Here is a 12,928-nt window from a genome sequence, read left to right as displayed (position 1 = left end):
CCCTTGATCAATCATCACATTATGAGAACGCGCCTTTTGATGCTTATCTCGAGTCTGGTCTGCAATATAAGCCACGTCTGATTTTTGTAAGCCATGACGCCTCGCGAACGGGGGCTCCGGCGATTATCTTGCGTTTGCTCGAGATGTTTAGTCAGAGCGGTGATTTCGAGTGCTTTTCAATTCTGGATACTGGCGGCGAGCGGCTCAATGAGTTCGAGGCGCTTTCGCATACCCACGTAATGTCTAAACCGCGTTATAATGCCGGATTTTCAGACGAAGAGGCTTTGTCTGAAATATCGAGGCTTTTTAACGAAGAGGGAGTTTTTAAAAATAACCGTCCCGTTTGTGCGCTCGTAAACTCGGCGGAATCTTTGCGTATCGCACAAGGCCTTCAGCGCCAAGGAATCCCCGTTATCTCGCTCATTCATGAGGTAGCAGCCTACTATCCACCAGAGAAGTTTACTCAATTTGGTGAAGTTTCCGAAAAGGTCGTTTTCCCCTCGCAGTTCGTAAAGAAGGCGGCATCCCTGTTTTCGGACATGGATATGTCAAAGGCATGGGTGCGCGGACAAGGTCTTTTGACTGATGAGTTTGGCACTCTGGATCGCACGCGGTGCCGGCGTTTGTTGCGCGAAAGCTTGGGGATTGAGGAAGACGCGTTTGTCGTTCTGAACGTTGGCACAATGGATGTTCGCAAAGGGGGCGATCTCTTTGTTGATACGGCGAAGATTTGTTTGGAACAGGTTCCAAAGGATAAGCCGCTCTATTTCCTATGGTATGGGCAACCTGATCCCTCTTTTGGATACCCGAAAGAAGCGATCAAGATTAATGGTCTGGAGGCAAAGGTACGTTTCATGCCGTCCACCTCTGAGATTGAGCAGGTTTTCTTAGGTGGTGACTTGTTCCTTCTGACAGCGCGTGCAGATCCTTTCCCATGTGTCATTCACGAAGCCTTGGCTTGCGGTTTGCCCGTGGTTGCCTTCGAAAATGGTGGCGGAGCGCCAGAGCTTATTGGTGATGATTGCGGTCAGATTGTTGACATGTACGATCTTGCAGCGATGGCGCGAACCATTTTGTCATATGTAGAAAACCCAGAACTGGGTCAGACGCAGTCGTTCAATGCGATTGAGAAAATCAAAAAAGATTGGGACTACTTCAGTTATCAAAAAGATCTCTACGAGCTTATGCAGGAAAACGCGCAGGCCCCTGAGAGCGGGTGGCCCGAGCTCGCGCCGCCTGTCTCGCCTGATCATTTGGTGGTTATGAACGCCTCTCTTGAGGATTTAGAGCTGTTCGAGCAAGGCGTAATTACGAGTGATCAGGCATCTTTAGATGTCGCATTGATAGGTGGGCGATTTGAAAACGAAGCAGAGGCCGTTGCTGCACAACTCAGGCAGATGGGGCATCGTGTTCGGCATCACCAGCCTGACGAGAACAACATCGCTTCCCGCGCGACTCTCGTGTCGCAACTGCTTGTGAAGCCTAGACCAAAGACAGTGACGCTGCTGAATACCTTGCGTTTCGTTTCGCCTAAGCAAATACGACCTTTGGCCTACCCCTTGCAGGCCGTGGAAACAGACACAAAGATCGGTTTGGACATGCTCTATCAGGCACTTCCATACCTCAAAGATCTTACACTATCTGACGAAGGAACCGTCGAGGCACTTACTCGAATGAACCCCGTAGCCAAGGATTTCATTTCTTTTTGGGATCCTAAAGCGGCGTTCGCACATTGAATTGTAAGAAAGAAGAAAAGCGATGAAAGAAAACGACCTTCTTGAACAAATTCAAAACATGGCGCCGTGGCATCATCGCATTCAGCTACAAAACGGTATTTTCACTGAAGCTAAGAAGAATACGGATTCGACGACCGAGGTGGTTTCGGCACTTGATCCACATCGCGTGTTCAACTTCGCTACGCGCCGCCTGCTGCCCAACGGGATGGAGGGTCGTAGTTTCCTGGATTGCGCCTGTAATTGCGGTGGATATTCCTTTGCTGCGAAGGATGCTGGTGCGAGCAGAACCTATGGTTTTGATGTTCGTGAGCATTGGATCGACCAAGCTAAATTCATTGCCAAACACCGTGAAGCGGACAGCACCGAGATGACGTTCGAGGTCGCAGATTTGATGCAGATCGGCGCTGGTGAACAGGAGTTCGACGTCACTTGGTTTTCTGGAATATTTTACCATTTGCCCGATCCGGTCACTGGTTTGAAATATGCAGCGGATCGCACCAAAGAGCTCCTTTTCTTGAACACAAGCTGCAGTCTCTACGTGGATGGCGTGCCTGAGGCCCCAGCGCTTCACTACAAACGCGAAGGCGTGGAGCAGCTGATGTCCGGTGTTCATGGGTTGAGCTGGTTGCCTAGTGGTCCACAGGTCCTGAAAGACATTTTAAGTTGGCTCGGGTTTCCTGAAGCCAAAACATATATGTGGCTGTCCAATCCTCCGCAAACGGGTAAAGGCCAGCCGATGGCGCGGGTTGGTATTGTCGCTGCGCGAGAAACGGGGCGGTTGGACGCGATGACCGATCTGTCGCGTCCGACTGATCTGCAGCAGGAAGCAAAAGCAGTAAAGCAGCCGCCCTCGGTCGTCCAAGAGGCGGCTTTGGTCTCCCAAGTCGATGCAGAGCAACGTCCAGAACGCTGGGAAGACGACATCTCTGTCAACGCTCTCGACGCCGCGTCTTTTGAAAATCTCCCAGCGATTTCAGAATGGGATGTTAGCGCTTTTAAGGCCATTCCGAACGGAACTGCACCGCAGAATATTAGATCACTCCCTCTCTCGGATTTGATCGCGAAGGACACCCTTCCCATTCCCCAAGCACGTGACAGAGAGAACTATAATCTTGGGATGGATGAGGAGTATTGGCTTTCAGGTTTGAGCGATTACCACAAAGTCCTTTCCGCCGCCGATGCGAAGAAAGTTGAGGTCAACCGTATCCTAGATATTGGTTGCGCAAGCGGACGCTTTCTTCGGCATTTTGCCTGCCAACGTGAAACGCCTGAAATCTGGGGTTCGGACGTTAATGGACGCCATATTCGTTGGCTCACTGAATATATGCCATCTAATGTGCGGCCTGTTTTTGTGCCCGCGCTCCCGAGCATGCCATTTGAAGACAATTACTTTGATGTTGTGACTGCATTTTCTGTTTTTACGCACCTCGACACATTCGAAAGCGCCTTTCTTTCTGAAATCCGCCGTGTGTTACGGCCAGGTGGACTGGCATATTTGACGGTGCATACGGAACCAACATGGGAGGCTTGGGGTAAAGGGGCTTCAGATCCCAACTCTCATATATCTGGAAAAATTGCGCGTTACCCAAATCTAAAGGAAGATCTGATGCATCCCATGACACGGGATGTTCAAACCTACCGCTGGACGGAAACTGGTCCGTATCGCTCTTTAGCGTTTCACAGCACTGATCATATTAAATCGTCTTGGGGTCGTTTCTTACAGATCGAAGACATCATTCCCAAACATCACAATTTTCAAACCTGTGTGCTCGCTCGCGCGTAGCAATCCAAGGAAACATTAAAATGACGCGAACTTACGATAGTCGTAAACGAATTCTTGTGACCGGGGGCGCTGGGTTTTTAGGCTCCCATCTCTGTGACCGGCTTTTGGCCCAAGGCCACGAAGTTCTATGTGTGGATAACCTGTTCACAGGGAACAAACGCAACATTTATCATTTACACAGCAATCCTCTTTTTGAATTCATGCGGCACGACGTGACCTTTCCTCTGTATATTGAGGTCGACGAAATTTATAACTTGGCCTGCCCAGCGTCTCCCGTGCACTATCAACATGATCCGGTTCAAACGACCAAAACCTCAGTACTTGGCGCGATTAACATGCTTGGTCTCGCCAAACGTCTGAAGTGTAAAGTGCTGCAAGCGTCTACCTCTGAGGTCTACGGAGACCCGCTGGTTCACCCTCAAACGGAAACGTATTGGGGGAACGTAAATCCGCTAGGTCCTCGCTCTTGCTATGATGAAGGTAAGCGTTGCGCGGAAACCTTGTTCTTTGATTATCACCGCCAGATAGGGCTCGAAATAAAAGTTGCCCGTATCTTCAATACCTACGGGCCACGGATGCACGAGGCCGATGGCAGGGTTGTCTCGAATTTTGTCGTTCAAGCGCTGGGGGGCGACCCCATCACAATTTTTGGGGATGGGCAGCAAACCCGCTCGTTCTGTTATGTGGACGACCTCGTAGACGGATTGATACGTCTTATGGAAACGGATCAGACTGTTACGGGTCCTATCAATTTAGGGAACCCTGTCGAGTTTACGATCCGCGAGCTTGCAGAGGCTGTATTGAAACTGACAGACTCAAAAGCGCAGCTGGTGTTTTCTGATCTTCCAGCAGATGATCCACGCCAACGTCGCCCTGACATCACATTGGCGCAGCAGGAACTGAACTGGAATCCTAAGATCGAATTGAACGACGGCCTTCCTGAAACGATCAGCTATTTCCGTAAATTGCTCGCAGAACTCTAGGCCCGCCTCACAAAACCGTTTAAGGCACCCTGCCTCTTTTGTCAGAACAACGATAGTTGATCGGTAGGCGAGGCATTGGTTTTCTTCTTGCGTGTTGATGGCCGCTTACGACTTCCAAGTTTGACGAAGACCGCATTTGCAGTTGTATGAAAACCTACGCCGCGACGTATCGCTATTATTCTGTCCTTTGCCTTTTTTGCGGCCTCGGCATGGTCAATAATGGGGTGTGGGTAGTCACGTCCCAACTCGAAATCACAATGATCAATCAAGGTCTTTTTGAACTTCCATGGTTCGTGAATGAACTCATCAGAAAGAGGCCTAAGTTCAGGAACCCATTTGCGAATGAAGCTCCCTGATGGGTCATGTTCCGTTGACTGTTTGATCGGATTATAGACGCGCATCGCGTTGATACCCGTAACACCAGATTGCATCTGTAGCTGACTGTAATGAATTCCGGGTTCATAGTCTGTGAACAAGCCTGCCAGATGATGTCCTGTTCGCCGCCAATCAAGCCAAAGCTGATAGCTCGCAAAGCTGACTAGCATGGCGCGCATTCGGAAGGTGATCCACCCCTGCGCTGTGAGATTGCGCATGCAGGCGTCGATAAACGGATAGCCAGTCTGCCCGTTTGCCCATGCTTGGAAATGCGCCTCATTGTGATCCTTTATACGCAGTCCCTCAAAGGCAGGATGCATGCAATGGGTTTCAATTTCTGGCTGATCTTCGATCTTTTGCACGAAATGGCATCGCCACGCCAAACGCGACCCGAATGCACTTAAGTTTCGCCCAAAGCTCTTCTTTTCATCCAAAGACAGTTGTGCGCGGCGCTTGGCAATGGATTGGGATACTTCTTTAACAGAAAGGCTGCCCCATGCGAGGTGGGCCGAAAGGCGCGAGCAATGCACTTCGGAGTTACCGGGAGCTGAAATGTTATAGAGATAACTACGGGCGCGAATATTCAGGAAACTGCGCAGGTCGGTGATCGCTTGTTGCCTTCCGCCAGTTTGCACGTCGCCAATTCGGGCATCGCCAAACATTGGATCATTTTTGGACGGTAGAGCATCCGTAGTGCAGGGCGCGAATGGCGTAATTGTCTTGGGCGCGGGCTGAATTGGTTCAGCCATGCGGGTGTTTCTGATGTTTGACCACTCGTCGCGACTGCGCAATCGGCGCACTACGCCATTTGACGGCAACTCGTGCAGTTTGACCCTCATTTCTGAACAAAGGTTTTGCACATCGATGTCGCGCTTATAGGTCCAAAGGTTGCCAGTCTCCTCATGCGCATAGATTTCTTGCACGTTATGGCTCTGGCAGAGATGTTTGATGACCTTGTTTGCGTCACCAACCTTCACGATTAACCGCTGCCCTAGACCTGCCAATTCGATATCAAGATCGCGCAAACAATCATGGATAAAGTGCCAATGACGGCGAGAGGCGAAAGGTTGTTGCCAATATTCGGGTTCGACAATGTAGAGCGGAATGATGGGCACGTCTGGCGCCGCTGCGAGAGATAGCGGAACGTGATCGCTAATTCTCAGGTCGCGTTTGAACCAAACTATGCGCGGTGCTTGGGTCATAATCTGAGCAGCTATTTGTAGGTTTCTCTGCGATCGCCAAAGGCGCGCACGCGTTTACGCCATGCTTTGTAGCTACGTGTTTTTAAGGTGTCGCGCATTAAGGCTTTAACCCGCTTTTCAGGAATCCCATATTGGGCTTGGATATCGTTGAAGCTGATATGATCTGACAGTGCCATCTGAATGATGTCACTAACATGTTCCGGTTTCAGGTCTGTTTTTGCGCTCATCCCCATCAGGTAGCGGGATGTTGGTCGAAAGCAAGTCAGCTGTGCGGTTGTGCTATTTCGAGTTCTGAAAGCATTTTAGGAATTTGCTTCTTTAGCTTGAAGAAACCCTTGCTCGCATGGGGCCAAACGGTGCGATCATACCTGCGCTGAACTTGGTAAAGCTTAATACCCGCAGCACGAAGCGTATCCTCAGCACGGCTTAATTCGGTTGCGATTGGCCCGATAGCCGCTCGGGACGTCACGATGTGCCGTATGCCCGCACTCTCGGCGGCGTGGATCATATCATCTGCCCAAGTCTTTGAAACTTTCGCGATTGCAGCGTCGCGTGAGCACCGCGCAACAGCATCTTTAACTGCACTGTGTTGGAAGGCATGGATCTGCGCGCTTTGGTTGGCGTCAGGGCTGGGCATAAGACCCAGAGCGCCCACAGAATTACCAGAAATCCACTTATCTGCTTGGCAGTCTTCTGGAGTGATTAAGTGCAGATACTCAAATTCAGGTATCTGCGTTGGGGTGGGTAGCGGCACCAATGGGTGTTCTACTTCTTCCTCCAAGGGGTTTGCCGTTTGTGCCAGTTGTCCAATCGGTTCAAACCTGCCGCCTGTGCATTCGGCAATATTGGCGGGATCGGCCAAATAAATCTTACCTTTGGTATGCAGCCCACCAACCCAGCGCCAACTTAACGTGTTCGCGGCAGCGTCCCTGTCGATCAGGTGACACATGAAAAAATGCGCACCAAGCTCCCAAGGCAGTCGAAGCGTAAAGATCCAGATCGAAGCGAACCACATGCGCGAATGGTTGTGCAAATAACCCGTCGACTTCAGCTCACCGCACCAAGCATCAAAGCATGCGATCCCGGTACGGCCATCGATTGCTTCGGTGTAGTCTCTCTTAAGGGCTTCGTTCTGGCCGAGCTGTGCAAAACCTGCGGTGACACCACGTTGATAGGTGAGCCAAACACTTGGGTGCTGCTCTAACCATCCTTTGAAGTAACCGCGCCAAAAGACTTCTTGGACGAACTTCATAGAGCTCGAAAGGCTGTGGTGCGCCAAGGTTTGTGTCAGCACCTCTTCCTCTGTGATCAAGCGATGCTTGATCCAGGGGGACAAAACAGAGACCGTGCTGCGGTTTTCAGGGCCGAAGTCATAGTTGCGTTGCGACGCATAATGCTGGCCTGTCTGCGGTGCGAAGGCGCTCAGTCGCGCAAGACCCGCTTGCCGTGTTGGGTTGAAGATGACGCCTTCGGCAGGTGGGAAAGTTGGCGGAGGGACCTGCATATTTTTTCTCTCACGCATAGATGATCCCAAGTTTCGTGATCTCCTGCACCGTTCAGAGCAATATCGGACATCATCCCAAACTGTGGCCCATTTCTTGCGCCACGCAAAGGGACGTGCGCATGTCGCGCATGTTTTCGTGGGTAGATCAGACTTTTTCATTTTGCTCTAACGCATTGAAGAAACGGCGCGTGTCATCCTTGATCGCCTCGCGTTTCTCTTCACCCATTCGATCGAGCGTTTTGTACATGAACCCCATCCGCGGATTGCCCCTGAGTTTACCCTCATTGCGGGCGATGAAGTCCCAGTAGAGGTAGTTGAACGGGCAAGCCGTGGGGCCGTTTTTTGCAGACACCTTGTACTTACAGCCGCCGCAGTAATTAGACATTTTGTTGATATAGGCACCACTCGCGGCATAGGGCTTTGACGCCAACTGGCCGCCATCAGCGAAAAGGACCATGCCGCTCACATTGGGTAACTCTACCCATTCATAAGCGTCAGCATAAACCAGCATGTACCAATCATTCACAGCATCTGGATCGATACCCGCGAGCAATGCAAAGTTCCCAAGCACCATCAGCCTTTGGATGTGGTGGGCATACGCGTTTTGTTTGGTTTCAGAGACACATTGCCGAAGACAATTCATCTGCGTGTCTGCGGTCCAGTAGAAATCAGGTAGGGCGCGCTGGGCGCTCAGAAAATTCTCAGATTTATACTCTGGCATTTTGAGCCAGTAGATGCCGCGAACATACTCACGCCATCCAAGGATTTGGCGGATGAAGCCTTCGACAGCATTCAGTGGCGCTAACCCTTTGTGATAAGCGTTCTCGGCGCGTTCAATACACTCCAGCGGGGTAAGCAAACCGCAATTGAGATAAAGGGCAATATGGCTGTGATACATCCATGGTTCATATTGGATCATAGCGTCTTGGTAGTCACCAAAATGGGTTAAGCGTTTTTCAATGAATTGGTTGAGCGCCACCAAGGCCTGATCGCGCGTGACCGCATAGTGAAATGGTGAAAGGTCGCCAAAATGGTCTGGAAAATGAGTGGCGACGAGTTCCATCACATCATTGGTGATGGCGTCGGGCTTAGCTCGAAACGTATCGGGGATATCCAGACCTGACGCGGGCGGTTTTCGGTTTTCAGCGTCGTAATTCCACTGTCCACCAACCGGCTCGCCATGGTTCATCAAGATCGAATACTTGCGACGCATTTCGCGATAGAAGTATTCCATTCTCAATTGTTTGCGCCCTTTCGCCCAAGCCGCAAACTCTTCGGCGCTACATAGAAACCTGTCATCTTCTCTGATTGTGACAGGTAGTCCCAGCTTTACGGCCCAGCAGGACATATCCTCTTGTAGGCGAAATTCGCCCGGGCTTGTTACGATCACTTCGGCGACATCGTGCAACGCCAGTGCACGTTTAACTTCCCCTAAAAGGCTGCCAGCGTTTTGAGGGTCATCGTATTTAACGTAAGTAACCTTCAAACCTTGTTCGCTCAGCGTGCTGGCAAAGTGGCGCATCGCTGAAAAGACAAAAGCGATCTTCTTTTTGTGATGCTTCACATAAGTCGCTTCTTCGCGCACTTCGCACATCAAGATGATGTCATCGTTCGCATCAACATCAGCAAGGCTACTGAGGGTCGGGCTCAGTTGATCCCCTAGTATCAGGCGCAACTTCACGGGTGGCCACCTTTGTTAGTGCTAAATGCGAGTGCATCTGACTGCGCTGCAAGAATTGTGGGGTTGGAATTTCTCATTGGGTAGGAGGTGGTTCAAACCACATCGGAATCAATGGTTCAGGTCCTCAATTTTACATTTCGTCGCAAACGGAGTGTCCGGATATGTTCAAGGGAGGATAGGTAGCGAAACGCGCGATCAAATATCTTGAAAGAGCCAAATGAATTCGCCGTTGGCTCTTTCAAAGTTGAGAGTGCTTCGAAACAGAAAAAACCGAGTTAAGTCAGTCTTCGGACTATTTTAACATAATCGGCATGGAATTTTCTAATTCCGTCAGCGAGCAAGTCGTGCGCCATGCGGTCCTGTGCAACATTCCAACGAAATGCCTGCTCCGGCATGCTGAGCAAAGGCGTTTTAGGTACTGCTGACGCGTCCAGTGCGCAGGATAGGTTACTGTTGTCAGCGGCAAGTTCCGTGAGCAGCTCAGGCGAGATCGTGAGATTGTCACATCCAGCCAAAGCTTTGATTTGACCGGTATTGCGGAACGACGCCCCCATGATGATCGTGTTGATCCCATGGGCCTTGTAATAGTTGAATATCTCGCGGACCGAAGCAACGCCGGGGTCATTCTCCGGGGTGAAGTCGCTCACGTTGTTCGCGGCCTTGTGCCAATCTGTGATCCGGCCAACAAACGGCGAAATGAGATGTGCACCAGCGTCCGCACAGGCGATAGCCTGCGCCAAACAAAAGATCAGTGTTAGATTACAGTCGACCCCTTCTTTCTGCAAAATTTGAGCGGCTTGAATGCCTTCCCATGTAGCAGCCAGTTTGATCAGGATCCGTCCTTTATCAATTCCGCGCTGGGCATAGGCGTCAATGATTTGATGCGCGCGCGCGACCGAGGCTTGGGTGTCATAGGACAGGCGGGCATCAACTTCAGTAGACACGCGCCCCGGCACCAGCTTTGACAATTCCGCTCCCAGCGCGACGGGTAAATCGTTGGCAATTTCTGCTGGGCTATGCCCCGCGGCTTCGCCCTTGCTAATTTCAGCGTTCAACAAGCTGCGGGAAGCGGGGTCGTCAAATGCCTTTAAACAAAGAGAGGGGTTTGTGGTGCAATCGATAGGTTTTAGTCGCCTTACGGCATCAAGGTCTCCCGTGTCGGCCACCACAGTGGTCATGGAGCGGAGCTTTTCCAGAACGTTTGTCATGTGTTTATCCTGCCGCACGCGCATCAGCGGCTGTGCCATATTGGGGTAAGTCTGCAGCCGTCTTGCCATGAGCGGCCATGACTGTGTCCCGCACGAATGCAATATGCGCTGTTTCTTCGATGATTTCCGCCAGATACTGCGCCTTCATAAGGTTATTGCCAACACCAATCGTGCCGTGGTTTGCCAAGACAGCGGCAACGATTTTTTGATCCACAAAGAAGGGGCTGATTTCCTTGTCAGTTTGCGGACCGCCTTGGGGCGATAGAGGGATCAAGGGCATACGGCCAATCTTTTCGATTGTTTGCACAGTAAGGCAGGGAATTTCGATGCCAGCGCTCGCATAGCCCGTTGCCCAAGGGCTGTGGCAGTGCACCACCGCGTTGATATCTGGGCGAATGCGATAAAGGTCGAGATGAAAATCCAGATCTTTAGAGGGTTTATGGGGCGACGGTTCTATCGTGCCATCTAAGTGCACCACCTGTAGATTGTCCGGCGTGCATTCATTGAACCCGATGCCAGACGGTTTGATCACAATTGCATCTGCGCTGTCCAATCGAACCGACAGGTTGCCGCCAGCATTAGTTTGCAGGCGCAAATCAAAACAGCGTTTCGCAGTCGCAATGAGTGCGTCTTTCTTTTCGTTCAGATCGTGCATTTTGGGTCCTTTCAAGCAGAGAGTTCTGCCAGTTTGCTCATGATTTCGCCCGTAATGAGCGGGTCGAAAATATGGGCATCTATCGATGTGATGGAGATCGTTTCGCGCAAGTTGGATTGCAGGGTTTCCAAGCAAACGTTGCGCAAATTCGCATCTTCAATCGGACCGCCTTTGCAGTCCTGATGTGAAAATCCACCCATGGGTACAATAACGGCGCAAGGGCCGCTCAACGTATTGAGGTGGGTCGCCAATTGCTTGCTGACGTGCCGCATTTCATCCGCGTTCAGTTTTACATGGGTAAATAAGCCCGAATGTTCATAATGCGCACGTTCAAGGTAATGGGATTGCACCAACGACTTTTGACCAAGCCCGATGAAATTCAATGCCCCTGGCAGCACAACTCGGGGAAGGTCACCGCCAGCAGAAAATCGGTTGGGCATGGTCGCGTGTACGCCAGCAAGATGAATGCGCGTCAACTCGTGTGGGGTAAGGTCAATGATTGCATCAAATGCGTTTTTGTCTGCAAACCTCGCAAAAGCTGCGCCGCCGTAGCCATTGGCGTGAAACACCGTTGCTTCACGACCTTGCTCAGCAAAAACCTTGAGCAGTGGTTTGATCGCGCCCTCAGTCGCTCCTAGACCGGTAATACCTACAGATTGCTTAATGTCGGTTAGCTCGCCCTTGCGGGATTTTTGGCAAAGACCGGCGGTCATCAGAGCGGCGTTTTCCAAAACGTCGCGTAGCATACCGTTCAGGCCAGACACATCTGCGAGCGTTGGCACCAAGATGATCGAATTGTCAGCTACGGCCACGCGTGGATCGAAGGGCAATGTCGTGACCATCACTTTTGGAAAGGTGATCGGCAATTCACGCAAAACCTGCAAAGCAATTTCACCGCCCGTACCACCGCCAATGGCGACAACGACTTCGGCAGATTTCGCGCAGGCGGTTTGTACTTGGATCAGGGCAGTTTTCGCAGCGCGCTCCATCGCGATACGTTTGTCGGTACCGCCGAGAACGGCGCCATTGGCTTGGAGCGAGATATCGATGATCTGTGCATGAACGCCTGCATCCGCAAGACGCGCGACAAGAAAGTCAGCTTCCTCCGATTTGGTGGCGACAGTCGCAAGAACAATTACCTTTGGCATCGATTACCCTTTTACAGCGCCAGCTGTCATGCCGGTGATGATTTGGCGGCTGGCAAATAGAGTAAAGATGATTGGCGGAATGGCGAGCAACATACCCGTGGCCATGATGACCCCCCATTCGACATTGAATTCCGACATGTTGTTCACGATCAAGATCGGAACTGTCTGTGTGTCACGATCCGAAAGCGCCGAAGCCAAGAGGTATTCGTTCCAAGCGATGCGGAAGGTAAAGATCGCAGCGGCGGCAAGACCCGGTTTGATCAGGGGAAGCACCACCATGAAAAAGACTTGGAACGGACCAGCGCCATCAACGCGCGCCGCTTCTTCAAGCGATTTTGGAACCTGGACGATGAAGCTTTGCAAAATCCAGATCACGAAGGGCAAGTTCATCGCAACATAGATCAGAATGATACCGGAGTGGGTGCCCGCAAGACAAACATCACCGCGCCCGCCAAATGTTTCGCGGATATAGCCTCCAACTAGGCCGTCGCGGTCCAAGCAAAATTCGTTGTTCCAAAGGCCGAAAACAGGAACTAACAGAACAGCTGGCGGCACCATGCGTACCAGCAATGTCGTCAGTGATGCGGTGTCACGCCCGAAGAAACGGAACCGTACCAGTGCATAAGCGGCCATACAGCCGATAACCAAGGTCA

General features: G+C 51.3%; 11 protein-coding genes and 1 pseudogene. 3 read left to right on the top strand and 9 right to left on the bottom strand.

The features are described 5' to 3' along the window. The 3 genes from ABJQ89_RS09830 to ABJQ89_RS09820 all read left to right on the top strand — a co-directional run. A partial coding sequence (locus tag ABJQ89_RS09830; RefSeq protein ID WP_348496065.1) for a glycosyltransferase family 4 protein occupies positions 1–1,736 on the top strand: 1,736 nt, incomplete at its 5' end. A gap of 22 nt (positions 1,737–1,758) precedes the next feature. Continuing rightward, positions 1,759–3,519 (top strand): class I SAM-dependent methyltransferase, encoded by a 1,761-nt coding sequence (locus ABJQ89_RS09825; protein ID WP_348496064.1) that lies wholly within the window; start codon positions 1,759–1,761, stop codon positions 3,517–3,519. Between the two features lie 20 nt (positions 3,520–3,539). Beyond that, positions 3,540–4,502 (top strand): UDP-glucuronic acid decarboxylase family protein, encoded by a 963-nt coding sequence (locus ABJQ89_RS09820; RefSeq protein WP_348496063.1) that lies wholly within the window; start codon positions 3,540–3,542, stop codon positions 4,500–4,502. Between the two features lie 41 nt (positions 4,503–4,543). Here the strand turns inward: ABJQ89_RS09820 and ABJQ89_RS09815 are convergent, their stop codons facing one another. The 9 genes and pseudogenes from ABJQ89_RS09815 to ABJQ89_RS09775 all read right to left on the bottom strand — a co-directional run. Beyond that, on the bottom strand, positions 4,544–6,079 hold the full coding sequence (locus tag ABJQ89_RS09815; protein WP_348496062.1) for an FAD-binding domain-containing protein: 1,536 nt from the start codon (positions 6,077–6,079) through the stop codon (positions 4,544–4,546). A gap of 11 nt (positions 6,080–6,090) precedes the next feature. Beyond that, on the bottom strand, positions 6,091–6,306 hold the full coding sequence (locus ABJQ89_RS09810; protein WP_348496061.1) for a DUF2805 domain-containing protein: 216 nt from the start codon (positions 6,304–6,306) through the stop codon (positions 6,091–6,093). Between the two features lie 35 nt (positions 6,307–6,341). Beyond that, entirely contained in the window at positions 6,342–7,583 is a 1,242-nt protein-coding gene (locus ABJQ89_RS09805; RefSeq protein WP_348496066.1) for an FAD-binding domain-containing protein, read from the bottom strand. Between the two features lie 94 nt (positions 7,584–7,677). Beyond that, positions 7,678–7,742, bottom strand: a pseudogene (locus ABJQ89_RS09800) (DUF2256 domain-containing protein); the annotation flags it as partial. Beyond that, positions 7,729–9,264, bottom strand: coding sequence for a cryptochrome/photolyase family protein (locus tag ABJQ89_RS09795; RefSeq protein WP_348496060.1), 1,536 nt, complete (start codon positions 9,262–9,264; stop codon positions 7,729–7,731). The gene ABJQ89_RS09795 and the pseudogene ABJQ89_RS09800, both read right to left, overlap by 14 nt. Before the next feature lie 275 nt (positions 9,265–9,539). Beyond that, on the bottom strand, positions 9,540–10,472 hold the full coding sequence (locus ABJQ89_RS09790) for a transaldolase (RefSeq protein WP_348496059.1): 933 nt from the start codon (positions 10,470–10,472) through the stop codon (positions 9,540–9,542). A 4-nt stretch (positions 10,473–10,476) separates the two neighbouring features. Further along, positions 10,477–11,127: a class II aldolase/adducin family protein gene (locus ABJQ89_RS09785; protein ID WP_348496058.1), complete on the bottom strand. Its 651-nt coding sequence runs from the start codon at positions 11,125–11,127 to the stop codon at positions 10,477–10,479. Positions 11,128–11,138: 11 nt separating this feature from the next. Next, positions 11,139–12,275, bottom strand: a complete 1,137-nt coding sequence (locus ABJQ89_RS09780; protein ID WP_348496057.1) for a Tm-1-like ATP-binding domain-containing protein — start codon at positions 12,273–12,275, stop codon at positions 11,139–11,141. A gap of 3 nt (positions 12,276–12,278) precedes the next feature. Further along, positions 12,279–12,928: carbohydrate ABC transporter permease (locus tag ABJQ89_RS09775; RefSeq protein ID WP_348496056.1), on the bottom strand; the 650-nt coding region annotated here is incomplete at its 5' end.

Source organism: Planktotalea sp., from assembly GCF_039984035.1.
Taxonomy (GTDB): Bacteria; Pseudomonadota; Alphaproteobacteria; order Rhodobacterales; family Rhodobacteraceae; genus Planktotalea.
This window is presented reverse-complemented; position numbering and strand designations above follow the sequence as displayed.

Excerpts from the sequence above, each read along its gene's own strand:
- ABJQ89_RS09820 (WP_348496063.1), top strand. The coding sequence starts at position 3,540 with ATGACGCGAACTTACGATAGTCGTAAACGAATTCTTGTGACCGGGGGC.
- ABJQ89_RS09805 (WP_348496066.1), bottom strand. The coding sequence starts at position 7,583 with ATGCAGGTCCCTCCGCCAACTTTCCCACCTGCCGAAGGCGTCATCTTC.
- ABJQ89_RS09785 (WP_348496058.1), bottom strand. The coding sequence starts at position 11,127 with ATGCACGATCTGAACGAAAAGAAAGACGCACTCATTGCGACTGCGAAA.
- ABJQ89_RS09810 (WP_348496061.1), bottom strand. The coding sequence starts at position 6,306 with ATGAGCGCAAAAACAGACCTGAAACCGGAACATGTTAGTGACATCATT.
- ABJQ89_RS09825 (WP_348496064.1), top strand. The coding sequence starts at position 1,759 with ATGAAAGAAAACGACCTTCTTGAACAAATTCAAAACATGGCGCCGTGG.
- ABJQ89_RS09790 (WP_348496059.1), bottom strand. The coding sequence starts at position 10,472 with ATGACAAACGTTCTGGAAAAGCTCCGCTCCATGACCACTGTGGTGGCC.
- ABJQ89_RS09815 (WP_348496062.1), bottom strand. The coding sequence starts at position 6,079 with ATGACCCAAGCACCGCGCATAGTTTGGTTCAAACGCGACCTGAGAATT.
- ABJQ89_RS09780 (WP_348496057.1), bottom strand. The coding sequence starts at position 12,275 with ATGCCAAAGGTAATTGTTCTTGCGACTGTCGCCACCAAATCGGAGGAA.